Here is a 26,735-nt window from a genome sequence, read left to right as displayed (position 1 = left end):
TTCGTATTTATTGTTACGTTTCTTATAGTCCTTTTCTATAACTTCCTTCCAGGATCGATCAATGCTTTTACACTTCGGATGTTCGAGGCGGCCTCGTTAACAGCTTCATAATTTAACCTGGTTCCTTCCTGATCCGCATGATAATTTACGGCAAACTCCTCGTGAATTCCATATTCTGCAGCTGTTGAGATGGCATCGATGTTGGCTCCAAGGAACATAAAATCCCAGCCAAATTCCTGTTGTTGATACTGGATCATTTTTTTGATTTTTTCTGTTGTGTATTCCTTGCTGGCATTCTCCATCCCATCCGTTGTAATCACGAATAGAACTTTTTCCGCCCGCTCACATGTTCTTTTTTGTAAAGTGATCATCTTTTGAATGGTAAACCCAATCGCATCTAATAACGCGGTTGTCCCTCCTGCCTCATAATCGTTTTCGGTAAGTGGAGATATTTCCTTCACAAGGATGTGGTCATGCAATAATTCATAACGGTGATCGAATAATACGGTTGTAACAAAGGCATCTCCTTCCGCTTTTTGTTGTTTTTTTAACATCGCATTGAAACCGCCAATTGTATCCTCTTCAAGTCCTGCCATGGAACCACTTTTATCCAAAATAAACACTAACTCTGTGTGATTTCTTTTCATCCTTTTCATCCCCCGTTTCTTTTGATACGTTCAGGATAACAAGATTCTAAAAAGAAATGGTCGCCTTGAAAGCGACATTTTAAGAACCAAGCAGCGGTTGGTCAAAAGCAAATAGGGCTTCATTGATTTCGTGGATATTATATTTCTCTTGTTTGATGAAGAATTCAATAATGACGTCAAATTTATGGCTATGTGACAAGGCATATCCAGCTGTCTCTAATAATTCAATGGTTTCGTCAACATTTAAATGTAGAGCGATGGCTAATGCGAGAACGGTTTTCTTTTTTGGCAAATTGACTCCATTTCGGATTTTCGAGAATAAGCGACGGTCCATATTTGCTCGTTTATATACCTCTACATCTGACATCACTTTTTCATCAATGATCCGAAGCAGATGAGTAGAAAAGGGTTCCGCCAGCTGGTTGAGCAGATTCGCTAATGATGCTGATGCGTCCTCTTCTGCTTGCATTTCCTGCGGGTTCATTTCTTGTAAGGAATCCTGAATATGGAGTTCCTCTAATCGGTTCTGAAACTTGCTTTCTATTTCCTCCACATAATTCTCGTTTATATATTGATGGATTGAAGAAAATAACTTTTTGCTTAAACCGAAGGAATTTTTATCAAAAACAACTAGATAGACATGCATATCATGATGAAATAAAAAGGAGGTAATCGCAGCAACGGCAATTTGTAAAGCTTCCTCTTTTGGATAGCCATAAATACCCGTTGAAATCAATGGAAATGCGATAGACTGGCATTGATGATTTTTTGCTAGTTCTAAAGAATTTTGATATGAAGCTTGGAGCAAAGCAGCTTCTTGATTGGAACCGCCCTGCCAAACAGGCCCGGGTGTATGAATAATCCATTTGGCATCAAGCTTAAATCCCGGAGTAATAACCGCTTCTCCTGTCTGACATCCACCGATTTTGTTGCATGCTTTCTGAAGCGCTCTCTCACCTGCTGCACGGAAAATCGCCCCGCATACACCGCCGCCCATCTGCAGTGCAGGATTCGCAGCATTCACAATTGCATCTACCTTCATCTCTGTAATATCATTGCGTACTATGTCTAATGGCATGCTCTTATCACTTCCTCTAATAATTTCTCTATGTCTCATCATACCTATTTATTGTGGTATTAAAAAGCGAAAAGTGGAAAAGCCGACCCGGCATGGACAGACCTATTTTTTCAAAAAAAGTGGGAGGATTCAGAATGTTGTTTAGTGTATAATGCAGCCCCCGCTCTATTGTTTTCTAATTAAAATAAATTCTTCAGATACGAAAAAATTTTCTTATCATTTTGAATCAAATACAGTAGACTTATTTGTAGCTTTTGTAAATGAAACAATATTGGAGAAGCATCCTATGCGAAAAATAATTATTGTTTTACTCGTATTCCGGTTTTCTTTTTATTCCTAATTGGTCTCGTTTTGTTTGACTATATTTATTATCCACTCATCAGCCATAAAGCTGAAAAAGCTGCTGAAGAATATTTGGAAGAAAAATATGGAGAAGATTTTATAATTGAGGAATCAACCTTTTCAAAGCCTCTGGGTGATGATACGGGGAGTTATCATATTGATTCTCACCCGGAGAAAAATCCTAAGTTAACTGTTCGTATTTCTGTTTCTGAAGATATGAAGCCCATGTCTGATGATTATTTAGACATGAAATGGCGAGCAGAGCTTAACGAACAATTTGGTTCAGTCTATAAAAAGCTCTATGGTTCCATTGTAAATTATTCATATATGGTCAATGTTTCATTTCCTGATGAAGCTTATACTAAATACAACATTCATAACACCTATCAAGAAATTTTTGAACAAAAGCATAAAGGTATTGGGAACATTATATTTGCTAATGTCCTCCTTAACTCTTCAAATGAAATGGATCAGCACTTAGAGAAAGTTTACGAGTTGATACAGTACTTGAAAGTCCAAGATTTAGAGTATTTCACCGTTCAAATTGAATATTATAACGAAAAAGTCAGCCGTGAAATCTCTGCTAAAGACAGAATGCTGGGCTACAATCATTTTTCAAATAAGTACCTCGATGATAGAGATTTTATCTTTAATTATTCCTATGACTCTATGGATGAGAATTCTATAAACCAGATGGAAGCTATCAAACTCCCTGCTGATTTAAAGCAATTTCTTCGAGAAAAATAGAGCTTTCATTCTGACAGCCTTTCCTGGGAATCCATTAAGGCTGTCAAAATAAAGACTCCTGCCTTTCTGACAGATTATAGCATTTCTTCTGCAATTAATTGATAGGACTGAATCCTGTCTTTCGGTGAATGGGTGATTGTCACAATCATTATCTCATCTACTTTATAAGTAGCTTGCAGCTCGTTCAATTTCTTTTTCACTATATGAGGGTCCCCGATGATCATATTCTGTTTCATCTTTTGCAATGTGTTTTTTTCTGTTTCATTTAGTACATATTGCTTTGCTTCTTGTATTGAAGGCACACCAAGCTGACCTTCTCCTTTTTCTTTTAACAATGACCAAACAAGGGAACTCAAGGCAATTTCTTCCGCTCGTTCAGTTGTTTCTGCACATACAGCTGAAACAGTCAAGATGACCGTCGGGCGGTCACCTTTTTTTCTCGGTGTAAATGAATCCATGTATGTTTGAATAATCGATGCCCCATCATTATCGCTCATAAATTGTCCAAAAGCATAAGGCAATCCATTTTTTGCTGCAGATATGGCACTTTTTTTACTTGTGCCTAAAATCCAAGGAACAGGTGAAATTTCCGGGAGTGGAGAAGCTGAGACGTTCGAGTACTTGTGATCTTCAGGAAAATGATCATCTAAAAAATCAAGCAGTTCATTCACCGACTGTGGCATGTTCCACACTTGCTGCAAAAAGTTATCTGACAATGCATTAGTCGCTTCAGCTGATCCGCCTGGAGCACGTCCAATCCCAATGTCAATTCGATTCGGAAAAAGTGTTGCCAGCATATTAAAAACTTCAGCCAATTTATACGGCCGATAATAAGGCAGTAAAACAGCTCCAGATCCGATTCGTATTGTATTTGTGTTAGCCCCAATGTAACTTAACATCACTTCTGGTGCTGAACAAGCAAGGCCCGGTAAATCATGATGTTCGGCGATCCAATAGCGCGTGTATCCTAAATTTTCTCCCTCTTGTGCTAATTTCATTGATTCATCTAATGCCTCTTTAGCTGTTTGATTTGAAGAAATTGGCGATTGGTCCAAAATACTTAATTTCATCCTACTTGCCCTACTTTCTTAATTCTTCTCTTCAAGCAATGTTAATGAAAAATCACCAACTTGCCCTTCTTCATACAAATTTGAAATCGAAGTAAAATATTGCTGAATCGTACCTCTAAACGATAATTCTCTCTCAGGCACTTTTACATCAAAGGTCCCTTCATATAGTAACGTTGTTATATCATGATACTCCTCACTCGTGACTTCAAAACTAACTGAAATCTCATGTAATTGATTCACTTTTCTATGTTCAAAGCTATACACTTTAATCAAAGTATTATTTAATATGATTTCATTTACCACAGAATCATCTCCATATGTTCTTTTTATAAAAAGAATATCATTTGGATAATTAGGTAGCAAAAATATTGATTTTGAAACACGGGGGAGCAAATTCTTCCACCTTGTTTCAATTTTATTTAAGATTATTTGAAAACATCAGAATATTGTTATATCAACCAAAAAATCCTGTTTCTGAAGCTATATATAAACAATAAAAAATGATGGTCATCTACTTATTTTTGTATTATTCTGTAAATTTGTATGGTAAATTTTGAGAATTAAGATCGTTAAATTTGGGAGGTCTTTAGATGGAAGAAAAGGTATTGAAAGCAATCCAAGATGATTATCCAGATGATTTTGCTTGGTGTTATGGGTGTGGTCGCTTAAATGAAGACGGTTATCACCTTCGGACAGGCTGGATGGGTGAAAATACTATAACAATTTTTAACCCACGGCCTGCAAATATAGGTATGCCTGGTTTTGTTTACGGTGGTTTGATAGCGTCGTTAATAGATTGTCATGGCACTGGGTCAGCATCTTTGTACCTGCACCGAAAGAATGGAAATGAAGTGGGAGATGGAGTTAATCCACCAAGATTTGTGACAGGTTCATTAAAAGTTGATTTCCTACACCCCACTCCGGTTGGAGAACAGCTGAAAGCAATTGGAACAGTGGAAGAAATTCACCCCAAAAAATACAAAGTCTACACAGAGGTATTTGCAGGGGAGAAACTAGTTGTTACTGGAGAAGTTGCGGCTGTTTTAATGCCCAAAACATTTAGAAAGGAAGAATGATGAGCGACGAAAGCACCTTGGACCAATATTGAACTGGTTCAAGGTGCCTGTCCCTTCGTCCCTCCTAGTAGAATTGTCCGAGATTTCACTACCATCTGTTTCCTGTGTTATAATAAAAAAGTATGCCAAGCTCCTCCTGTGACTTCAGTTTTTCAAGGTTAAACAGGATGTTTAAATCCTTTATAGGAGTGAGTTTAGAAATCATTTGCAGGGGTGGAGGGCCTTTCAATGACTCTTATGGAAAGCCTTGTTGAACATTATGGCTATTTAATTATTTTTATCGTTCTTATACTAGGCATTGTCGGGCTTCCCATGCCTGATGAAGTATTTCTTACCTATGTAGGATATAATGTTTTTCTTGGTAAGATGTCCCTTTCCTATGCCCTTTTGATTGCTATGTTGGGGTCGATAATTGGAATTTCGATTAGTTATTTACTAGGTCATAAGCTTGGACTTCCGTTTATCAGACGATTTGGTCCAAAGGTGAAAATATCAGAAAAGAATATTAACTGGGTTCAGAAACGATTTCACAAATATGGCGGACTTTTTCTTTTAAGTGGTTATTTTTTACCTGGTGTTCGGCATGTAACCGCGTATGTTGCTGGTATCACAACCTATCGCTATTTGTATTTTGCTATTTTTGCCTACTTAGGTGCAGTCATTTGGGTGTCTTTTTTTATTATGCTCGGTAACATATTGGGAAGTAATTGGGAAATCATCACACATTATCTGCCTCATTTTTCAAAAATGCTGTGGATTCTACTGTTTATTGGTTTTGTCTATTTCTTCATTTCATATCGGTTATCGAACAAAAAATACTAACCACTACTTCAATTAAAGGTGAACAGAACTTATGGAAATAAAGAAAAGTATACCTAATATTTTTACGTTAGGTAATTTATATTGCGGTTTTTTGTCCATTGGCTATGCCGCTGACCATCAATTTAAAAATGCAGCCGTCTTAGTTCTTATCGGGATGATGCTAGACAGTATGGATGGACGTATCGCAAGGATGCTGCATGTCGAAAGTCAAATAGGAAAAGAATTAGATTCCTTGGCCGACATCGTAACATTTGGGGTTGCCCCCTGTTTTTTAGTGTATTACACAATATTACATAATAATGGCTTGATTGGTTTTGCTGTTGCAGGGCTATTTCCCTTATTTGGGGCTTACCGTTTAGCAAGATTTAATGTAACACCTGAAAAGGAATCAAGCCAATACTTTACCGGAGTTCCCATCACAGCTGCTGGTGGAATATTAGCCATATTAACTTTATTTAATAAGCATATTCCAAGTGTAATCACCATCGTTATTTTCACTGCTTTATGTTTTTTGATGGTGAGTACAATCAGAATTCCAAGCCTTAAACAAGTACCATTGCCAAAGTACGGTACGATTGTCACTATCTTTTTAGGAGCATTATTATTCATGGTCAATATAGAATCTCGTGGGAAATTCCCTTATTTACTATATGTGGCGACCCCGCTCTATCTTATTTATATCTCCTATCGTTTCATTAAATTTAAAAGAAATACATAATGGAAACGCTTGATCCATCGTTTCTTTGACAAATAAAAAGCAATCCCTGTAGAGATTTTTACCTCAAACGGATTGCTTTTTTATGCTAGATACGGCAGAACCTTCCGGGATCGGTGAAAAAGATCCTCTGGAATCACTTCATTGCACCCATCGATTGTAAGTCGATGTCAACAGAAACATTAATGTTTGATTTCGCAAGAGTGTCAACCCAATGGTCTTTAACTTTTTTATAGTGTTCATATTGATAGGCCCTCGCATAAAGTCCGAGTCCAATTGGATCAATTTTGTTCTCTTGGATTTTCTTAATAAGACCCTCAAATCGAGATTTCAATTCTTTCTCAATCATCTTCTCTAGTTCATTTTTTGTAACCATATCTGCCGGAAATAATCGTTCGACAACATTTACGGCCATATGAATCTTATAGTTGAAATGAAATTGATCCTTGTCGTATTTTGCCTTAACTTTTGAATTAATCCGACTAACATCAAAACTTAACTCGTTCTTATTGAAGATCCCCCCCTTATCATTTATTGCTGGCATCGGCATAGATAACGTTAATTCTTTATTTTGTTCATCCTTTAAGATCAGGAGGAGTGACGATTCTTGAATACTGAGATTATCAACATACTTTCCATTATCATCCAACAGTGATACTCCAACTAATTCAATATCTTTTTCTTTTTTTATTGCCGATATCGAAGGAGTGATTCCCTTATCGTACATTTGTCTATGAAGCACTTGAAGAGTGCTATTTACGGTCCTTGTTCTCTCATTGTTTTTATCAATGACTTCCTTCAAATGCAAAGGTAATTGTGGCTTATCTGGTGGCTCATAGAGAATAACGTCAGATACAGGTCCATCAACCATTATGACTCTTGAATTAATGGAAAAAGTAGGATTCCGATAAACTGTATCCAAAATAGAAAACCAATCCTCATGTTCTAGAACTCGTTTTCCTATCAGTAATACTTGAATTTTTGCAGCAGTAACCTCTCCCGTTGTCAAAGCATCAAAATATTTTCTAGATTCCCGTATTGATTTTGACTTTAGTTGATAGGTTTCAATATTTTTCTTTGCATCTTTATTAAACACTGGATTTGATTCAGAAATTATTAAATTATTTTTATCATCGAGATCAATACCAAGAATCAATGAAATCGTTAAATCCTCTAGTGGAATATTTCTTCCGCAGCTTGAAAGTGTAACAACAAGAAAAATGAAGAACATAGCATGACATATGGGTTTCATTTGATTGCCCTCCTTTTAAAAAGACCATGCAACGAGACATATCCCCATAGACATAGAGGAAAGGCAAATGCAAGTATCAAGCTCACTTGTTCGATTATATGCTGGGAGAAGGTATTTCGATCAAAACTAGGAGGAAACAACACAACATATACAAATTCAATAAGAAAAAACCAAGCTAAATGACTACGATGATCTTTTTTTCCAAGCAAATGACTTGTACAAAAGACGGTCATGAACATGAATGGCAGGACCGTTGTAGACATCACAAATAAATAAAAGGAAAAAAACACAATTTCCAATCGTTCAATAAATACAAATTCAAGGACCTTTAACATCTCAATGGTCGGTTCATTATACATGGTAATTTCATCAGGACTATAAAAAGCAAAGGCTCCAATTGTTATGACCAAGAATACAAGCAAAGAAAGGGTATTAGCAATCACAATTCCAATGGAGGCTTGCTCTTTCTTTTGTAAATAAGGATAAAGGAAAAAGGCAATTTCAAAACCGATAAAGGAAAATATGGCCATTTTTATAGAAGCAAAAATGGGTATCCATCCTTCCTTTATTATAGGAAGTAAATGAAGCCACTTGGCATCCTTTAAGGTAATCAAATAAAAGAGTGCCATCCACAAGGTCATGAAAAAGACAAGTTCAGAATACCTGCCTAATATACTGATATTTTTTCGAACGATTAGATAACTAGGAATGGATAATAACAAAATTAATATATATATTTCGGTACGAGGTAAAATCCACGCTTGGATAAAAAGAGCTTCTCTAATAAAAACAACATTAGATAATACAGCAAAATACAAAGCAAATATAATGGTGCCTGCCCGTCCTATCCATTTCCCAAAATAATGAGTCAAAAGATCAAGGATCGTACCATTCGGGTATTTCTTCATAATTCGTACGATAATTAAACTAGCCATTGTCGAAAAAAACCAAGAAATGATGATGCCAATCCAACCATCTGTTCCGGCTTTTTCAGCTGCTTCACGTGGCAATGTTAATATGCCAACCCCCATTTGGACACCATGAATTAATAAAATATATTGCATCAACGTAATGTTATTTTTTATGTTTTTCATTACTGTTTATCACTCTCTGGATGATTGGATTTTGCTTTTTTCATTTGAATGGCTTTTGTACTTAATGGGCGCTTATAAATCGACCATAGCGGAAACCGAATAAGTGCATCCTTCCAATCTGGAAAACGTAAAGGTGCAATAGGACTTCCATACGGTGTTCCTAGAGATTCAAGGGCAACGAAATGTGCCAGTAAAATCATTAAACCAACTGTAAGTCCCACAAATCCGAAGAGCGATGCAAATATCATCATCGGAAACCGAATGATTCGAATCGATGAACCCATTTCATAATTAGGAATAATAAAAGAGGCTACAGCTGTTAAAGCTACAACAATCACCATGATATTACTTACAATTCCAGCCTCCACAGCTGCTTGACCAATGACGATACCGCCAACAATCCCTACTGTTTGCCCAATTTTAGCTGGGAGCCGGATCCCCGCCTCTCTTAGCATTTCTAAAGTAATCTCCATAATAAATGCCTCTATATAAGGAGGAAAAGGAATCCGTTCTCTTGATGCGCCTAAGGACAACAGCAGCTTGATAGGTATGACTTCAAAATGAAAGGAAATAATAGCGATGTATGTAGCTGGTAGAAAGATGGCGATAAAAAAACCGAAATATCTCATAAGACGTATAAAAGAAGCGACCATCCAACGGGAGCTATAATCATCAATCGTCTTGAAGAAAGAATCAAATGTGGCAGGTCCAATAATGACACTTGGTGATCGGTCTACTACTGTTACGATTCTTCCTTGTAAAATTTCTGAAGCCGCAAAATCAGGACGTTCTTGTTAATAACAGTTGTGGAAAAGGAGTGTAAGGGTTATCCTCAATGTATTCTGCAAGTGCACCTGCGTTTATAACGCTATCGACTTCCACTTTCTTTATTCGATTCTCAAGTTCTTTCAACACTTCTGGATTCGCGACATCTGCTAGATACAAGATCGATAGATTCAATTTCCCCCTTTTTCCGACAGTCATTTCCTTTATTTTCAATTCTCGGTTGTGAATGTGCTTCCGGATTAATGCTACATTTTCACCTCCTGTCTCAGTAAACCCTACATGTGCCCCAGTTAAGGAAGATTCAATTGACGTATCTTCAATAGACCTCTTGGGAAAGGAAGGAGTATCGTAAATAAAGGCTTCAGTGCATTTATCTTCAAACAAGACGCACTCCCCATTTAAAATCGCACTCTCAATTTGTGGCCACGTATTCGTTTCTCTGATGTGACCAAGTGACACCTTTAAATCATTTTCACTTTCACCCTTGTAAGCCTCAAATAAAAGTGGATTCAACACATGATTAAAAATCATCTTAGTATCGGTTATTCCACTCAAATAAACCAGAGCTGCCTGGCTCTGTGTTTGTTTTATAACTAAATACCTCACAATGAGATCTGGTGTACTATAAAAAATAGACTGGATTTCTTCAATATTATCCATTAATTCGGAGCTTATCGTTTCTTGATGAGGGGTATGATTCAGTTGTTGGGAAGAACTCGGTTTCTTATTGTACCCCCGAAAAAATAGCATGAATGATCCCCCACCTGATATTTTGATAATTTATTTTGTCACTTAGGCTGGAAAAACATGCATGTCACTGTAACAACCCGAATAATCTCGTTTCACAATTATGTTCCACGGAACAAAGGGACGAAGGGACAGGCACCTTGGACCAGTTCATTGCTGGTCTAAAGTCCTGTCCATTCGTCCCTTTTAATGATTATTATTTACCTTATTTTTTTCCATTTTTTATTGTTTGTAATTTTAAATCAGCTAATGATGCTAGAGCCTGTTGTCCTGCTGGTGTTGGATGGATATCAAATGGATAAATAAAGTCTTCTGGGTTTTTAGCAAATGCTGAATATGCATCAACTACATGAATACCGGTTACGACTCCAACTTGTTGGATCGTACTATTTACAACCAATATATTCTCCTTAATAAAATTATGTAATGGTTCAAGGAACTGATCGAAAATCGGATTTCCGCTAAATACAATTGGATTATACAGGTTATATAAAAGGATTGGAGCTTTCGTGTGTTTTTTTATCGTTTCAATTATTGTTAATAAATTAGTAGAATATTGTTTAAGTGGTTGCTCTGTCAGAGGTGTGAGTGGTGTGGAACTTATAGCTTTAACGATTTCCCCGTTAGCTAGATTTTCCTCTAGGTTTGGCACCATAGGCTGTAGTTTTGCAAAAAGGGCTGCAATACCAGTTGCCTGCATGAAATCATTGCTTCCGATATTAATCGTAATGACATCGGCCCTTTTTACGGCGGCTTTGAATTCCTTTGGATTAGCATTAATGGCCTCTAATAACTGCGAAGAAGTTGCACCACTCCCGCCAAACTTCACAACCTTTCTTGCACCTGAAATCAAATCAGGAAAGCCTGTCGTTGATGGGGGTGGATATCCAAACGTAATGGAGTCTCCTATCGCTACAATGTTAAGCTTCGACTTAGGGACATCTGGATTTTTAGCTAATACAAATGGTGCTGCGAGTGTGTTCAATATCAGTATAAACCCTAGGATTATAGAAAAATACTTGAACTTCACCTCTTGTTCCTCCTCTAACAAAAAATTGGCATTCGCCTCATTATATTCTCATTATTCAAATAATTAAATGAATATTTAATTGCAATTAATGACTATAAACGACACTTTGTCACTTCCACCCAAAGGTGTGGGTTTCTAATTTATTTATATCTATACGTTCATCAATAGCATGTTCATTATTCCTTTCTTACTATCAATTTTTGAGTAGCATTCAGGAAGGAAGTAAAATGTGGCAGGCAATATCCAAATATACGGATGTTGCCTGGCACATTTATCATATTCTCAAATTATCGAAAGATACAAAGGAAACATCGACTTTCAGAAAATGCTTTCAACTCCTACCTTTTCTCACTCTTCTTGCATTAAATTTTTTGCCACCGTATATCCAATTAAATAGGCTGCAGCTGATGTGTTTCCATCTACGCTAAACGGGATAATGGAAGCATCCGCTACAATTAAATGATCGACACCATGGACTCTGCCTTGATTATCCACCACCCCTCCTCTCGAAAAAGGGGCCATTCTCAAAAAGCCTTGTTGGTGATGATTATGTCCAAAGTTTTCCTTAATATATTCTTCAAGGGCTTCATCATTGTCAATTGTATCAATCGTTGGATTTAATAACTGATAGGCAGAATCGATTGTTGAAAGCTTCATGGCCATTGGTTTGATATACATTCTGAAAATCGCTTTAATAGTCTCCATATCGAAAGGGTTGTCAAGGAACCCTTCGTCCGCTAGAACTATTTTCAAAGGATCGTTATTTTGGATTCTAATCGTTCCCCGACTCCTCGGTTGCAGAAAAATAACCACAATGATTAAGTTCCCCTCTGAAACAGTACCAATCAGTTGTACACTCCGGCGGCCGTTCATCCTTGAAAAAGGATGTGGTAAGAAAGCTCCTCCTGTGTATAGAGCAAAAGGATCCCCTTGGAGATCAGCCATATCTCTTTGATTCATCGAAAAAATAGCCGTGTTCAAAGTATGGTTGGTTACATTTTTTCCTACATTAGGATTATTGAAAACAATAGGTATGCCTGCCTGTTGCAGCTCTCTTACTGGTCCGATTCCAGAAAACATTAAGAGCTGAGGACTGTTTATTCCCGCAGAAATGATGACTTTTTTTCGTGCATAAACCTTAAGCATCTTTCCTTCCTTAAGCAATTCAACTCCAACTGCCCTTCTACCTTCGAAAAGAATTCGAAGTACGGTGGAATAATAAAATACACGTAATTTTCGTTCATTTTCCCCCAATCCATCCGGTGTCAAAATGTCAGGAGATAGAAAGGCGGTTGATGAGCCCTCTCGTTGTCCATATGGTTTTTGATATAATTGCCATTGGGTAAAAGCACCAATTGGTGTAGTAGGATCATTATAATCAAGAATCTTATCTACCCCTGTTGCATCTACAATCGCCGAAACAAATTTTTCCGAGACATTAGTCGGGTTAACTGGTGCCTGCCTGATATTGATTCGGCCCTTATATCCATGAAATTTAGGATTTTCGTTTTCACCCTGAAACTTCTCAAGCTGCTTAAAATGATTAAAAATCATTACAAATAAAAAAATCCCTGCAGAGAATAAACTCCACAGAGATTCTTTCATTTTATTCATACCTTAAGGCTTCGATAGGACTTAGTTTGGCGGCCTTGTTTGCTGGAAGGATGCCAAAAATAATGCCGATAAAGGCCGAAAAGCCTACACCTATGATGATAACAAGCGGGCTTACTGTAGCAGCAATTGGCGAGAATTTCGTCACAAGCATAGATCCGATCATGGCTAACCCAATACCGGCCATTCCTCCAATTGAAGTCAGTGTCATCGATTCTATTAGAAACTGCAGTAAGATTCTTCCTCTTGTAGCCCCTATTGCTTTCCTAATTCCGATTTCTCTCGTTCTTTCTGTTACGGAAACGAGCATAATATTCATGACCCCGATGCCCCCAACTAATAGAGAGATGCCTGCAATACTGCCAATAAACAGTGTCATTAAAGTAATGACGGTATCTACTTCTTTCTCATATTCTGAAAAGTCATTAATCGTATACATCCCGTCTTCCAGCTCTTTTTTCGAGGTTAATGTTTCAGCAGCCAATCTTCCTGTTTCAGAAATTTTCTCAGGGTCACCTGCAACAATGGCTAATCTCTCAATCTCTCGATTCCCAAACATCATCGAGATCACTGTTCTCGGCATAAGCATTTCACCGTTTTCACTAGCACGATACTGCTCTGGTATCGGTGATTCATACACCCCGACTAACTTATATGGATTTCCATTTACATCAACAATCTCACCAATTATATTTTCTTTATTCTTGAAAAACTTTTCTCTTGCCACAGTATCAATCATGACTACCCGGTTCATTCCATCATTGTCCCTTAGGTTAATGGATCTTCCTTCAGCCAATTGGATATCCCTTGCAGTAAAAAACTCGGGTCCGACCCCTGTAATTTCCATTTCTCCTTGCTGATCATTGTACACCATTGGACCCCAGCCTTGGTTTGTCGCAATCACCGACTCTACACCTGGAACCTCGGAAAGGATGACAACATCCTCCGAGGTTAATTCAGGCTCTACCCAAAACATTTCTGATTCAGCTTCTCCCTCTACAGGCATTGGTTGATAAAAAATATCCACCGCATTCTTCTCTGTACTAAACAGTTCTTCAGTCATTTTCGTTTTTGCCCCTTGACCAATGGCAACAATGATAATAACAGCTGCGACACCAATTATGACGCCCAGCATGGTCAATATCGAACGAATCTTATGCTTCCAGATCGAGTATAACGCTAATTTAAAGCTCTCTACTAAGCTCATAGCGTCCTCCTATGGTCATCCGTAATCACGCCATCCCTTAACGTAATCACCCTATTTGTATAAGCAGCAATTTCTTCCTCATGTGTAACGATAATGACCGTTTTACCCTCTTTATTGAGTTGGACGAATAAATCCATAATCTGTTCACTTGTCTTGGAATCGAGTGCACCTGTTGGTTCATCGGCTAAAATTATCGAGGGATTATTCACAAGCGCCCGCGCAATCGCAACCCGCTGCTTTTGTCCACCGGATAATTCATTAGGTAAATGGGTCATTCTATCACCTAATCCAACCTTTGAAAGCATGAGTTTGGCCCTTTCGATTCTTTCCCGCTTTGGTACGCCTGCATAGATGAGCGGAGACTCAACATTTTTGAGCACCGAAAGTCTAGGCAGCAAAAAGAACTGTTGAAAGACAAACCCAATGTGTTCATTCCTTAACTTTGTCAGCTTTTTTTCCTTTTCTGTCCCAATCATTTCATCATTCAATTCATACGTTCCTGAAGAAGGATAGTCCAAAAAACCAATAATATTCATTAACGTTGATTTTCCAGATCCTGATGGTCCCATAACGGCCACAAATTCTCCGTCTTCAACTGTAAGATTAATTCCATGCAAAACAGGTACTTCTAGAGAGCCCTTTCCATAAATCTTAGTAATCTCACTTAATTTCATCAAAAGAGGTCACTTCCATTCCATCGTACATTCCTTCATTCGGAGTGATAACGACTAGCTCATCATTCTTCACACCTTCGATTACCTGGATGAATTCATCATTCATTGAACCTGTTTTTACTTCTCGTCTTTCCATTTTTCCGTCTACAAGAACATAAGTGACAGCGATTCCGCCCTCATCTAAAATCGCACTATGCGGGATCACAGGCTTTTTTTCTGTCCCAACAATTTTTACTTCTAGTGACACATGGAAACCTTGGCGGAGCTCTGATGTATCATCTGTAATCGCAACCTTGAATGGATACATCGTTACATTTCCCCCACCAGGTGCTCCCATCATATCCCCGCTGGCTCCCTCTTCATTTGGAAACTGAGAAACCGATTCAACAACACCATTCCATTCTCGGTCCTTAAACACTTTTGGCCGGATTACAACTGCTTGTTCCGGTTGAATCTTCACTGCATCAAATTCACTCATCGTCCCAATCACTTTATACGGACTATTAGAAATAATATGTATGACTGGTTCCGAAGCACCTGTTTCCGTTTTCGCGATGTTTTGATTCACCTTCACAACAATACCGTCAATTTTACTGACAACTGTCATTTCCTTCTTCCGGTCAGCACTTTCATTGATTCTCTCTTGAGCGGACGCTGCTTCTGATTTTGTGTTTTCATATTGGAGTTCCAATTGGGCCTTTTCTTTTGTCAGCTGATTAACATCGACCGATTCCCCATCAGATTCCCCTGCAGGATTCTTCTTTGCAGCAGCTATTTGCTTATTCAATTCTGCTATTTGTGCCTCTTCTGCTTTTGCTCTAAGTTTAATTAAATCCCTTTCACGGACAGCTCCATTGTATTCAACTTCTAGTTTTGAAGAATCATATAAAAATAAAGGCTCACCCGCCTTTACCGTTTGGTTCTCAGTAACTTTATATTCGATGATTTCTCCTTTGTCAGGCTCTATATATACCTTTTGCTCACTCTCAGGCACAATTTCACCTGTCACAAGAATCGTTTCTGTTAATTCTTTTTCTGCAGCTTTTTGAACGGTTATTGGCATTTCCTGTATATCTGTACCTGAGGCCATTTCAGCATTTTTATCCTTCAATAAAAATAGGACCAGCATGGCAATCGCAGTCAATCCAACAACAGAAACAATTGGTATCCAAACCTTTTTTCTTTTCAATCTAACGTCCCCCCCAAAAGTATTTGAAATTACAAAGTTTCTATTGGAATATATAGAAATTTCAATAATTTCCCTTTGACTATTATAACGGTTAATCTATTAAAAATCCCAATTTATTTACAATTATTTATTTTTTATTACAATTTTTGCAGAAACTTTAGAAACAAAGCGACAGGCATCATAAAAGTTTTTCTTTTAATTTCAAAGAAATCATTACATATAAAAAAATCCCTGTAGAGAATTAACTCTACAGAGATTAGTCGATTTAACGATTTATACAGCAGATTCGAGGTTTCCTTATTTTATCTTTATATACAAGTAAACGATTGAATTTGTCTTAGACTGATTCCAAAGAACAACCATCTAAAGCCATTCCAACGCCATCCAGAGACAGAAGTCCGGCCAACAAATGTTGGATAAAACCAAAATTGCTGGCGATTATTTAGCCACACATACGTATATCTGAATAAACAGTGTCTAATACTGCCTGGATCCACTGCAAAAGCTGTAGCTTGTTGTGTTTGAGCTGGAACGTAAGATGGTGGTGGTGCGCTTGGTGGTCCAGACTGGGAGCCTTGACCAGGAGCATGAGATCCAGGAGGAGGTCCTTGCGGTGGTCCCATGGGACCAAATATTCTTTCATCATAACCATCATAATAAAAATCTTCAGATGGATACGGTGTTGACTGGAAATAATCTAACTGATGATATGGATCATGATAAAAACCATGATAATGATTTGGATACATAATGGGCACATCCTTTCGTTTGTCTACATCATCCTATTCGGTTGTTATTCGACTATCAACTTGTACCTACATAAATTATGTGTTTGACTAGAGGACTTTTATCTCGTGAAGCGAGGTGCAGTTCGTACCTTTGTAAAATACGAGTTGTTCATTTAAACCATATGTGATTTTTATCACTGATTATTTTTTGAATTTTCCCTACAGTCAAATTACAGAGTAGAAATTTTAATATTTGAAAAGGTCTTGATTTTAATGGTTAGCTTTGGAATAATATGTATCCTTCTTGGATGGAAGTATGGGGATTGGAGAAAAATAGAACAGTATTATCCAACAATACTATTCTTGATTATTGGTGATTTACTTTATAACCTTTTTACATATAGTGAACGAACATGGAGTTATAACAAAAATTGGTTATTCCCGAATCATCTATTAACAAATTTGTGGATTATGATAACGGTGTATCCTGCCACCGTTATCATATACTTATGTAACTTCCCTAAAAAGAGAATGAAACAGATTTTTTATATAGTTTTCTGGGTGATTCTGTACGTAATTACAGAAATTCTTGGACTACATGTTTTCAATCTTATCGAACATTTCAACGGCTGGAACATGTGGTGGTCATTTTTGTTTGATATTATTCTCTTTGTAATGCTGTATATTCATTACAAACGTCCTTTTTTAGCATGGGGATTATCAATTATCATTATTATTTTCTTTTTAAATGTATTTGATGTGAATTTATCGGACGTATGAACCTTGGACCGAAAATACGAATCAAAGTCAATATAATCCGGTATATGGACTCATAGATTTTTATACTATTCACTTAATGCTTTTATTAAGCTAATATATGATTTGGAGAGAATTCTTCATCATTTTTTCAATATGTAGAACATCTGTTATTTTTGTTTTACTTTAAGAAAGGGATATTAAAATGCTATATATTTGGGATATTGAGAGGATAATTGAAGGTACGTTAAAGGAGCATAAATTAAATATTAAGTATGAATTTAACAATAAACTTACTGCGCCTATGAGTTATAATGTATCGATCAATACGATAAAGTTTAATTATCTTAAAATTAATGGTTATATAAGTATAATGAAAGTACAAGTGAAGGAAACGGATGAAAATCTTGTTAAAATTATTCTTTATCACGAGCTCGGGTATTATTTAGATTTTAAGAAAAACAAACATGATTTAAGAATTCTTATGTATGGTGACGAAGAAGAAAAAGAAAGGCTTAAATCTGAAATCGAAACGAATGCTTGGGAATATGGGAGAACTCTCGTACCTCAACAATTATTAGAATCATATGATAAAGTACGTGAATTAAATAAAATATTAGTCAAGGGAATAGAATAATATTCAGCGTACTGTGACTATCAGGATAATATATTAATGATCAGTTTAATGAAACTGAAAAGAACCAGATCATATCTGGTCCTATAATCAATGCACTACTTCTGTTCCTGCTATCCAGTCATAAATATTTTTCCTTTTTTTATTAGTGAGTGGAATGATTAGATATAATAATATGACAAGATTAACAGCATTTAGAATCACATAAACTGTAATTTCAGAGAAGTCTGTTGGAAGCATGATTCTCCATATTCCGAAGTGAGCAACCTCCCAAGGAAGAAACTTGATAGCAGTTCGAATAGCTGAACGACCGATTCCAATGCACTGTCCGTTGCCATCAACAACGCGGATACCCATTTTCCGCTTCCCTAATGTTCCTTGCCATTGACAACATTCACAAAAAATAAAATAAAGCGAAACTGGCAACGTCATCATAATGAAGCCTGTGAATTCAGCTATTACTGGGGAACTTGAAAATAAGGGGCTAATATATGATCGAAATACGATTGAAATAGTACCAACTACAAAAATACCATAAAGAACGATAACGAGATAATCTATTAAGAAAGCGAAAATGCGGATTTTAAAAGGCGCATATGTCATAATGATCAGCTCCCATAGTTCTGTTCATCATCATTTAACAATAGCAAACTAAGGTTCAAAACAATATGACTAAACTAACAACCAGTAAGGCTGTGTTAAGAATAAGTAATGGCCATTTTTTATTCCCTTTACCTAGTATCGCTTCAATGATCCCAAATAGCGGAAGGATTAGAAGCCACCAATAAATAACATTACCTAAATATGTAAATTGATTGTACATTAAGATTAACAAAATAAGAAAAAGAACTAAACATATAAATGAACTTCTCAAATGAAGATTTTTTTATCCCTGAATTTCTCTATCCTCTCCTTTCTAAGCATTATTATTAGATACTATAAAAGCCACAATCCTCTATATAAAATATACGATTTATTTAGAAATAAGTTTCGTTAAATCAATCTTCCGCTGTGGAACAGAAATATACTGGTCCAAGATACCTGTCCTTTCGTCCCGTTCTCCTTTGTCCCTTTTTAATCATCGCCCATGTAAAATGCTTCAAGCTTTGAAGTGTTTTCACCGTTCAATTGATGCGTTACCCCAAATGTTTCGCCTTTGCCTCCATGGTTCATTATGATATCAAGGTCGTGCAGGATTTCTGACATATATTTGTACGCTTGATCCAATTGAGTGATTGTTTCCGCGGCTCCGATTCCTTGTTTTTCTTGTTCCGATTTCATGTAATTCAAATGTCCGATTGTCCCACCCAAACTATGCAAATTTTCAAGATCTTTTTGAATGTCAATCCCTTCAACGGTGAATCTGATATACGTATCTAATTCATGTGAAGCGGATTCCGCCTTGGCATAATTTTCATTCGGATCGGTTGATACCTGTGAAAATTCTTTGGCCCTTAGCGCAACCCATTCTTTTGCATTAGCTTCGAAATTTGGCTTTTCTAATTCAGGCGGCGGCGGAACGATTTTCCATTCTTTCGGGTCAATCTTAGCTTTCTTCTCTTCCATTGTTTCCTTTACCTCAACATCTTCTTTCTTTGGCTCGGATGATTTAGACGTAACACAACTCGCCAACAATCCGCAGGCCAATAGTCCGGATACTCCCCAGTTTAACCATTTCAATTTTGTTCCCCCTTCTTGAATATTACTTCTATCACTGTATCATAGGGAAGTGAAAGATTTAAGGAAATTCTACATTTTAACATGGCAACACTAATAAAAAATACAGACAAAACGTACTATATAGGAGCATCTTGTTTGACCAAATGTATTCTTATCGCCCATCATTCAGAGAGAGTAATAAAATGATCAAAAAAACAAATTAGGTGATAAATATGAACATAAAAAAATATTTAGATCGTATTCAAGTGGTAAAGAAAGAAAAGCTGGACTATAATTACCTGGCTCATCTCCAGAAACAGCATGTACTCAATGTACACTTTGAAAATATGGATATTTTGAATAAAAAGCCGCTCTCATTAAGTCCGGATGATCTTTATGAAAAAATCGTACTCGATCACCACGGAGGCGTGTGTTATGAGTTAAACGGTTTATTTTATCACCTGTTAAAAGAGCTTGGTTTTCAGCCGTATCTTATGGCAGGTACTGTATATGCGGGAAATGGAGCATGGGCGCTTGAAAATGGACATCTGTTTATCATCGTTCCACTTGAGGATAGAGAATATTTGGTGGACGTTGGGTTTGGCGGTAATTGCCCGCGGCTGCCTGTTCCATTGAGCGGGGAAGAAGTGATTGATAGTGACGGGCTTTACCGAGTAAAAAGAGATGAAACTCAATCTTTGTTGTATTTGCAAAAAAAGACCGATGGTGAGTGGGAAACACAATATCGATTTGGAACGTCTTCAAAAAAATGGAATTTGGAAAATATCCATCCAATATGTGTGCTGACTGAGACATCACCTGAATCTAAGTTTAATAAAGTCTATTTCTTGTCTAAAGTAACGGAAGAAGGACGTATCACCTTAATAGGAAATACGTTAATCATTGTCAAAGGGAGAGTAAAAAACAAAGTAAAATTAGAAGAACATGAAATAGGTAAAGCCGTTGAACGCTATTTTCAATTGAAGCTATAATGTTTGAAACGAAGTTGGCATCTTGCCTCTTTATAACTATTTTGAAAAATCTTTTTGCACCTTGATAAATTCTTTAAATGTAATACGTTTACTTAAAGTCTATTATCTTTACAAACCTAAATGTATATATTACTATAATCACGTTGAAAACAATAATAGTTCTTAAAGATTAATTTTCGTTCTAAAGAAAATATATACAGGAAGTGTTATCGATGAAGAATGATCAATTTAATAAAAGTAAACGTAATGATTCAAAAGAATTAAAATGGTATGAAAGATTATTCGAAAAAAATATGATGATGAACTGGGGCATTCTATCCCTTTCAGAAAGCGTCCAACCTAAAAAAACTCGGAATAACTAATATATCCGAGTTTTTTTAATGGGATGAAGGCACCTCGACCCTAGGTCAAGACGCCTGTCCCTTTGACCTTCCTATAATGTGCCTGCCAGACCGCCATCGATATTAACGGATGTGCCTGATATATATGAAGCAGCATCTGAAACAAGGAAAGTTATCACTTTAGCTGCTTCATCAGTATTTCCAATACGTCCTAATGGGATTTGACGCTCTTTTCTAGAGAACTGTTCCCATGATAGTTCCGGTTCCTGATCTTTCCACATTTTTTCAATTTGCTCGCTTTGAATCCAGCCGATACATACGGTATTGACACGAATATTATCTCGACCAAGGTCCTTACTCATAGCTTTTGTTAGGGCCATCCCTGCTGCCCTGCTGACTGAAGTAGGTAATGACGCTGCAGGAGGTGTTTTTCCAATAATCGCTGTCACATTGATGATCGCGCCTCCCCCAACCTCTCGCATATACGGTATGGCATAGCGCGAGCAATGTATGGCGCCGAATAGTTTTAAATCAAGATCCTGCTGCCAAAGTTCTGTTCCAACTTCTTCAAACGGATGGGCTTGAGACGTACCAGCGTTATTAACTAAAATATCTATCCGGCCATATTTTTCAACGGTAGCCGAAACGACCTTTTGACAACCCTCTTCATTTTTAACATCCGTTTCTACAACTAATACTTCTTTCCCTGTTTGTTCTAGAATATATGCTGCCGCTTCCTCTAAACGCTGTTTATTTCTTGCACAAATGGTTACATCGGCACCTTCTTTTACTAAATAAAGAGCTGTTTCTAAGCCAATCCCCCTGCTTGAACCTGTAATTAATGCGACTTTTCCTTTTAACCCTAATTCCATGATAAACACCTTTCTGAAAATAATGAAATTCATTTGAAATATTATTTTTTTCTGTTATTTCATTATCTCTTATCTCCTTTTTTTATACAAATTTTTAAGACGAAGGGACAGTGTAGCCTCGCCCCTTCCCTCACTTTTGTACTCCAAATTGAGCATTGATTTGACCCTTCAGCATTTGTTTACGTATTTTTTCTTTGTCTATTTTTTTCTTCTCCCTGATTTTTTCTTGTCTAATTTCATATGTTTGGACACCATCCTCCATTTTATTAGCAATGTCGACCAAAGCTTCTACATCGGAAAAAGAGTATTTGCGTGTACCGCCGTTCGTTCTTTCTGGAAAAATTAATTTTCTTTCTTCATAATAACGAATCTGCCTTTCTGATAACCCAGTTAACTCACTGATAACCCCAATCGATATAACCTTTTTGTCTTTATAAGAGGTTTTGTCTTTCACTATCTCACCCCGCTATAAATATTGTCTGTCTATTTAGATTATTATTACTTGTTATAAAATGTAACATCTATTGGAAGATTTAACAAATGTTTTTATTTTTAACGTTAGATTTTCTTCCATCATTGTGGTTTGTTTCATTTCATGATTCTATAATGAGACCATAACTTAAAACATAAATCGGAGGCGGCTGTATGAAACGGGAAAACTTGTATTAGTAGGTAATGGAATGGCAGGAATTCGCACAATTGAGGAAATCTTAAAAATTGAAACAAACCGTTTTGACATCACCGTTTTCGGTGAAGAACCACACCCCAACTATGATTGAATCCAATTATCGAAAGTGTTACAAGGGGATACCTCCATTGATGACATTACATTAAATGATTGGAATTGGTATAAAGAAAAACATATTACTGTTTATTCAGGGGAAAAAATTGTTCATATCGATACAAATAAACAAATGGTCTATTCAGATAAAAAACGGGAGGTCAGCTACGATAAATTAATCTTGGCTACAGGCTCTATCCCTTTTATTCTCCCAATACCTGGCAGCGATAAAAATGGGGTAACAGCCTTCCGAAATATCGAAGATTGTGAAAAGATGATTGAATACTCAATCAATTATAAAAAAGTAGCAGTGATTGGCGGAGGATTGCTAGGACTAGAGGCTGCCAGAGGATTATTTAAATTTAGGCATGAAAGTCGATGTCATCCACCTTGCCAATCATCTAATGGATAGACAATTAGATGAAACTGCCGGCAAATTGCTTCAAAAAGAATTAGAACGTCAAGGAATGAACTTTTTGCTGGGAAAACAAACGCAGGAAATTATCGGAAAAGACCAAGTAGAAGGTTTGAAATTTAGCGATGGTGATGAAATTGAGGCTGATTTAGTCGTCATGGCTGTCGGAATTAAACCGAATACTCACCTCGCCTCAGTTAGCGGAATCCCTGTCAATCGCGGCATTATCGTAAATGACCTTATGGAGACAGGAGTTCCTAATGTATATGCAGTCGGTGAATGTGCCGAGCATCGGGAAATCGTATACGGCTTAGTTGCTCCTCTTTACGAGCAAGGAAAAGTTTTAGCAAAGAATCTTTGCGGGGATCCATCTGTTTCATATAAAGGTTCTATCCTTTGGACCAAATTAAAAGTTTCAGGTGTTGATGTATTCTCTGCTGGAAATATTGTGGAGGATGGATAAAACCATTAAGGAATTCAATGAATGGGAAGGAACCTACAAAAAAGTACTTATACAAGACGGAAAAATATCAGGTGCTGTCATCTTTGGCCGTACCGACGAAAGAAACCAGTTATTAAGAATGATCCACACAAAGATGAATGTTTCAGAGTATCTCGAATCTATAAAAGGCGGAAATTCCAGTGAAAGTCTTGTCGCTGTGATGCCGGATGATGAAATCATTTGCGGATGTAACGGTGTGACGAAAGCGACGATAATAAAAGCAATCCAAACACAAGGACTTACGAGCGTTGAACAAATTAAAGGCTGTACAAATGCTTCTCGATCATGCGGGGGATGTAAATCTTTAGTCGCTGACCTACTCGAGTTAACAACAGGTTCAAGTGCTACAAATGAAAAGGAACCTATTTGCGGATGTACAACGCTATCCAGAGATGAGGTCATAGAAGAAATTCTCGAAAAGCAATTGACTAATACACGTGAAGTAATGAACGTTCTTGACTGGCAAACAGATGGCGGATGTTCGAAGTGCAGGCCGGCATTAAACTATTATTTAGGCATGATTTATCCCCTTGAATATGAAGATGAAAAAGAATCACGTTATGTGAATGAAAGGCTTCATGCCAATATTCAAAAGGATGGAACCTTCTCTGTCGTTCCAAGAATGTACGGCGGTGTAACAAATCCTGAGCAATTACGAAAAATTGCTGACGTCGCTGAAAAATACGATGTGAAGCTGCTAAAAGTGACGGGTGGTCAGCGCATTGATCTGTTTGGTATCAAAAAGGAAGACCTTCCAGATGTTTGGTCCGAACTTGACATGCCATCCGGTTATGCTTATGGTAAAACGCTTCGAACCGTAAAAACATGTGTCGGTGCAGATTTCTGTCGCTTTGGTACCCAAGATTCCATGGGGCTAGGCATTGCTCTAGAAAAGAAATTTGAACGAATCGGCACCCCCCATAAATTCAAAATGGCTGTCTCAGCCTGCCCGCGTAATTGTGCTGAATCAGGTATTAAAGACTTGGGTGTGATTGGTGTTGAAGGTGCATGGGAAATCTACGTCGGCGGAAATGGCGGAACCCATTTAAGAGCAGCGGACATGTTGTTCAAAGTGAAAACAAGTGATGAAGTCATTGAAATCACTGGCGCATATTTCCAATATTATCGGGAAACTGCACACTATCTAGAAAGAACATCTAAATGGGTAGAACGAATGGGCTTAGATATGATTAAAGCCGTTATCGAGGATAAGCAAAATAGAATCGAACTGAACCAACGCCTTGACGAAGCATTATCCGTAACAAAAGAACCTTGGAAGGATATTATTCAAAGCCAAGCGATTCGAAAAGAGTTATTTGAAAAAATAAACATACCTGTCGCATCAAATTAACCTTTGACATCATTAAATCTGGGAGTGATTGCAATGGAAAAAACGCTTTAAAGAATAAAGGTTGCCAAGATTCATGAATTACCAAAGAATTTTGGGAAAACGGTTATAGTTTGTTCACATGAGATAGCCCTTTTTAAATTAGCTAATGGAAACATTCGCGCGTTAGCAAACCGATGCCCGCATAAAGGCGGAGTTCTTGCGGAAGGAATAGTCAGCGGTGAGCAAGTATTCTGCCCGATGCATGATTGGAAAATCAATATGTGCGATGGAAACGTTCAGGCGCCCGATTTTGGATGTGTCAAAACATTCCCTGTTGAAGTTGAAAACAACGAAGTATAAATCATTTTCAATCGATAATGGGTCAGAGTGGGTCGGAGGGACAGGCACCTTGACCCAGTCATGAACTATGAGACGCGGTGATGTACTAGACAACTGAAAAAGTACTTATCTGTTAGAAAAAACTACATTCTCCAGGTATCGTAAATGCGAAAAGTCTATGTTCAATATAATAGGTAATGCGCTTCCTTATTTCGGTAGCCTATTTCTTATAGGTTACCGAAATAAGATCATTTTTCTTTTAACGGTAGCCAATCCCCCTTATTGGCTACCGAAACAAAATTATTTATCCTTTATCAGTCACCTATCCCCCTTATAAGCTACCGAAGCAATGCCATTTTTCCGTTGCTGTCTCCCTTACCCTTTTCGAGCTTCCTCCAAAGCAGCAATATCAATCTTTTTCATTTTTAGGAGTGCTTGATTAACACTTTGTATTTCATCTTTTGTCCCTTTAAATAAGACTTCATCGATGTTATCCGGTACAATCTGCCATGAAATTCCAAATTTATCTTTTGCCCATCCGCATTGTTCAGCCTCAGGGACGGCAGATAGCTTATCCCAATAGTAATCAATTTCTTTTTGATTTTTACAGTTTACAATCAGTGAAAATGCTTCATTAAAATTGAAATCTCCTTCAGCCGCATGATCCATTGCTGAAAAATTCATACCGCAAAGATTGAAAGAAGCATAATTCACCTTTGCCTTTGGTGATGTTGCCTCACCCTGTCCATATCTGCTGACGATTACTGTTTCTGAATCCTCAAAAATGTTTGTATAAAACGTCACTGCTTCTTCCGCTTTCCCGCATGATCCATTTGAGAAAAGAAAGTTAGGTGTAATTTTTTGTGCGTTTTGATTTTCATTTGTAAGCATTAATTGCCAAGACAAACCAAAACGATCCTGAACCCACCCATACCGTTTACTAAATGGATATTCACCAAGCGGCATTAATTCAGTCCCGCCTTCAGAAAGTGCTTTCCATTTTGAATTCACTTCTTCTATAGAATCACATGCCACCATCAAAGAAATCGAAGGATTGAATTTAAAGTAAGGACCTGCACTGATCGCATCGAATCGTTGACCTGTCAATTCAAAGCTTACGATTTCCGCATCCCCTGAAGGAGTATTTTCAAGGGCTGTGACATTTAACAGCTTCGAATCATCAAATAAGCTGATATAAAACATTGCCGCTTCTCTTGCTTCTTTGTCATACCATAAATGTGGCACTATTTTTTGCATAAGATCCTCCTCAATAGACCTTTATTTAGTAATATCACTTAT

26 protein-coding genes and 2 pseudogenes are annotated in these 26,735 nt (G+C 37.2%); 10 read left to right on the top strand and 18 right to left on the bottom strand.

Annotated features, from left to right (window positions below):
- Positions 1-35: 35 nt before the first annotated feature.
- Complete coding sequence (locus R4Z09_RS14175; protein WP_338452905.1) at positions 36-647, bottom strand: vWA domain-containing protein; 612 nt, start codon at positions 645-647, stop codon at positions 36-38.
- Between the two features lie 79 nt (positions 648-726).
- The gene (locus R4Z09_RS14170) at positions 727-1,725 is read right to left on the bottom strand and encodes a macro domain-containing protein (RefSeq protein ID WP_338452904.1); all 999 of its coding nucleotides are present in this window, start codon (positions 1,723-1,725) and stop codon (positions 727-729) included.
- A 351-nt stretch (positions 1,726-2,076) separates the two neighbouring features.
- Here R4Z09_RS14170 and R4Z09_RS14165 point away from each other — a divergent pair, with 351 nt between their 5' ends.
- Positions 2,077-2,814 carry a murein transglycosylase gene (locus R4Z09_RS14165; RefSeq protein ID WP_338452903.1) on the top strand — a complete coding sequence of 246 codons (738 nt, stop codon included), beginning with the start codon at positions 2,077-2,079 and terminating at the stop codon, positions 2,812-2,814.
- 74 nt (positions 2,815-2,888) lie between these two features.
- On the opposite strand, the gene R4Z09_RS14160 is transcribed toward R4Z09_RS14165, so the two are convergent.
- Positions 2,889-3,884: an LLM class flavin-dependent oxidoreductase gene (locus R4Z09_RS14160; protein WP_338452902.1), complete on the bottom strand. Its 996-nt coding sequence runs from the start codon at positions 3,882-3,884 to the stop codon at positions 2,889-2,891.
- A gap of 18 nt (positions 3,885-3,902) precedes the next feature.
- Positions 3,903-4,187 carry a DUF3219 family protein gene (locus R4Z09_RS14155; RefSeq protein WP_338452901.1) on the bottom strand — a complete coding sequence of 95 codons (285 nt, stop codon included), beginning with the start codon at positions 4,185-4,187 and terminating at the stop codon, positions 3,903-3,905.
- A 287-nt stretch (positions 4,188-4,474) separates the two neighbouring features.
- Here R4Z09_RS14155 and R4Z09_RS14150 point away from each other — a divergent pair, with 287 nt between their 5' ends.
- From R4Z09_RS14150 to pssA, 3 genes are all read left to right on the top strand, one after another.
- A complete protein-coding gene (locus R4Z09_RS14150) occupies positions 4,475-4,960 on the top strand; it encodes a hotdog fold domain-containing protein (RefSeq protein ID WP_338452900.1) in 486 nt (161 codons plus the stop codon).
- A gap of 228 nt (positions 4,961-5,188) precedes the next feature.
- Positions 5,189-5,782, top strand: coding sequence for a DedA family protein (locus tag R4Z09_RS14145; protein ID WP_338452899.1), 594 nt, complete (start codon positions 5,189-5,191; stop codon positions 5,780-5,782).
- 31 nt (positions 5,783-5,813) lie between these two features.
- Positions 5,814-6,500 carry a CDP-diacylglycerol--serine O-phosphatidyltransferase gene (gene pssA / locus R4Z09_RS14140; protein WP_338452898.1) on the top strand — a complete coding sequence of 229 codons (687 nt, stop codon included), beginning with the start codon at positions 5,814-5,816 and terminating at the stop codon, positions 6,498-6,500.
- A gap of 133 nt (positions 6,501-6,633) precedes the next feature.
- Here pssA and R4Z09_RS14135 read toward each other — a convergent pair whose 3' ends face one another.
- The 9 genes and pseudogenes from R4Z09_RS14135 to R4Z09_RS14090 form a co-directional block, all read right to left on the bottom strand.
- Positions 6,634-7,749: a Ger(x)C family spore germination protein gene (locus R4Z09_RS14135; protein ID WP_338452897.1), complete on the bottom strand. Its 1,116-nt coding sequence runs from the start codon at positions 7,747-7,749 to the stop codon at positions 6,634-6,636.
- On the bottom strand, positions 7,746-8,843 hold the full coding sequence (locus tag R4Z09_RS14130) for an endospore germination permease (RefSeq protein WP_338452896.1): 1,098 nt from the start codon (positions 8,841-8,843) through the stop codon (positions 7,746-7,748). Before R4Z09_RS14130 ends, R4Z09_RS14135 begins: the two co-directional genes overlap by 4 nt.
- Positions 8,843-10,379: pseudogene (locus tag R4Z09_RS31090) on the bottom strand (spore germination protein). Before R4Z09_RS31090 ends, R4Z09_RS14130 begins: the two are co-directional and overlap by 1 nt.
- Positions 10,380-10,581: 202 nt before the next feature.
- Positions 10,582-11,406 (bottom strand): SGNH/GDSL hydrolase family protein, encoded by an 825-nt coding sequence (locus tag R4Z09_RS14115; RefSeq protein WP_338452894.1) that lies wholly within the window; start codon positions 11,404-11,406, stop codon positions 10,582-10,584.
- Between the two features lie 348 nt (positions 11,407-11,754).
- On the bottom strand, positions 11,755-13,011 hold the full coding sequence (locus R4Z09_RS14110) for a GMC family oxidoreductase (RefSeq protein ID WP_338452893.1): 1,257 nt from the start codon (positions 13,009-13,011) through the stop codon (positions 11,755-11,757).
- A 1-nt stretch (position 13,012) separates the two neighbouring features.
- Entirely contained in the window at positions 13,013-14,224 is a 1,212-nt protein-coding gene (locus R4Z09_RS14105) for an ABC transporter permease (protein WP_338452892.1), read from the bottom strand.
- Positions 14,221-14,898: an ABC transporter ATP-binding protein gene (locus R4Z09_RS14100; protein ID WP_422392302.1), complete on the bottom strand. Its 678-nt coding sequence runs from the start codon at positions 14,896-14,898 to the stop codon at positions 14,221-14,223. The genes R4Z09_RS14105 and R4Z09_RS14100 overlap by 4 nt, the downstream gene beginning before the upstream one ends.
- On the bottom strand, positions 14,885-16,087 hold the full coding sequence (locus R4Z09_RS14095; RefSeq protein WP_338452890.1) for an HlyD family efflux transporter periplasmic adaptor subunit: 1,203 nt from the start codon (positions 16,085-16,087) through the stop codon (positions 14,885-14,887). The genes R4Z09_RS14100 and R4Z09_RS14095 overlap by 14 nt, the downstream gene beginning before the upstream one ends.
- Before the next feature lie 308 nt (positions 16,088-16,395).
- Positions 16,396-16,836, bottom strand: coding sequence for a hypothetical protein (locus tag R4Z09_RS14090; protein ID WP_338452889.1), 441 nt, complete (start codon positions 16,834-16,836; stop codon positions 16,396-16,398).
- A 252-nt stretch (positions 16,837-17,088) separates the two neighbouring features.
- On the opposite strand from R4Z09_RS14090, the gene R4Z09_RS31085 reads away from it, so the two are divergent.
- Positions 17,089-17,595, top strand: a complete 507-nt coding sequence (locus R4Z09_RS31085; protein WP_422392276.1) for a CBO0543 family protein — start codon at positions 17,089-17,091, stop codon at positions 17,593-17,595.
- A gap of 181 nt (positions 17,596-17,776) precedes the next feature.
- Complete coding sequence (locus R4Z09_RS14085; RefSeq protein ID WP_338452888.1) at positions 17,777-18,208, top strand: hypothetical protein; 432 nt, start codon at positions 17,777-17,779, stop codon at positions 18,206-18,208.
- Between the two features lie 87 nt (positions 18,209-18,295).
- Here R4Z09_RS14085 and R4Z09_RS14080 read toward each other — a convergent pair whose 3' ends face one another.
- Together R4Z09_RS14080 and R4Z09_RS14075 are read right to left on the bottom strand one after the other, a co-directional pair.
- Entirely contained in the window at positions 18,296-18,808 is a 513-nt protein-coding gene (locus tag R4Z09_RS14080) for an RDD family protein (protein ID WP_338452887.1), read from the bottom strand.
- A gap of 471 nt (positions 18,809-19,279) precedes the next feature.
- Entirely contained in the window at positions 19,280-19,885 is a 606-nt protein-coding gene (locus R4Z09_RS14075) for a hypothetical protein (RefSeq protein ID WP_338452886.1), read from the bottom strand.
- A 212-nt stretch (positions 19,886-20,097) separates the two neighbouring features.
- Between R4Z09_RS14075 and R4Z09_RS14070 the strand changes: the two genes are divergently transcribed.
- Together R4Z09_RS14070 and R4Z09_RS14065 are read left to right on the top strand one after the other, a co-directional pair.
- A complete protein-coding gene (locus R4Z09_RS14070; protein WP_338452885.1) occupies positions 20,098-20,856 on the top strand; it encodes an arylamine N-acetyltransferase family protein in 759 nt (252 codons plus the stop codon).
- Between the two features lie 212 nt (positions 20,857-21,068).
- Positions 21,069-21,218: a hypothetical protein gene (locus R4Z09_RS14065; protein WP_338452884.1), complete on the top strand. Its 150-nt coding sequence runs from the start codon at positions 21,069-21,071 to the stop codon at positions 21,216-21,218.
- 71 nt (positions 21,219-21,289) lie between these two features.
- Here R4Z09_RS14065 and R4Z09_RS14060 read toward each other — a convergent pair whose 3' ends face one another.
- The gene (locus R4Z09_RS14060; protein ID WP_338452883.1) at positions 21,290-22,069 is read right to left on the bottom strand and encodes an SDR family NAD(P)-dependent oxidoreductase; all 780 of its coding nucleotides are present in this window, start codon (positions 22,067-22,069) and stop codon (positions 21,290-21,292) included.
- A 130-nt stretch (positions 22,070-22,199) separates the two neighbouring features.
- Positions 22,200-22,523, bottom strand: coding sequence for a MerR family transcriptional regulator (locus tag R4Z09_RS14055; RefSeq protein ID WP_338452882.1), 324 nt, complete (start codon positions 22,521-22,523; stop codon positions 22,200-22,202).
- Positions 22,524-22,749: 226 nt separating this feature from the next.
- On the opposite strand from R4Z09_RS14055, the pseudogene nirB reads away from it, so the two are divergent.
- Together nirB and nirD are read left to right on the top strand one after the other, a co-directional pair.
- Positions 22,750-25,118: pseudogene (gene nirB / locus R4Z09_RS14050) on the top strand (nitrite reductase large subunit NirB).
- 54 nt (positions 25,119-25,172) lie between these two features.
- Complete coding sequence (gene nirD / locus R4Z09_RS14045; protein WP_338453278.1) at positions 25,173-25,457, top strand: nitrite reductase small subunit NirD; 285 nt, start codon at positions 25,173-25,175, stop codon at positions 25,455-25,457.
- 354 nt (positions 25,458-25,811) lie between these two features.
- Here nirD and R4Z09_RS14040 read toward each other — a convergent pair whose 3' ends face one another.
- The gene (locus R4Z09_RS14040; RefSeq protein WP_338452881.1) at positions 25,812-26,693 is read right to left on the bottom strand and encodes a VOC family protein; all 882 of its coding nucleotides are present in this window, start codon (positions 26,691-26,693) and stop codon (positions 25,812-25,814) included.
- Positions 26,694-26,735 lie beyond the last annotated feature (42 nt).

This window comes from Niallia oryzisoli (assembly GCF_036670025.1).
GTDB lineage: Bacteria > Bacillota > Bacilli > Bacillales > Cytobacillaceae > Bacillus_BD > Bacillus_BD oryzisoli.
The sequence above is the reverse complement of the archived record's forward strand: the minus strand, read 5'-3'. Positions and strand labels throughout refer to the sequence as shown.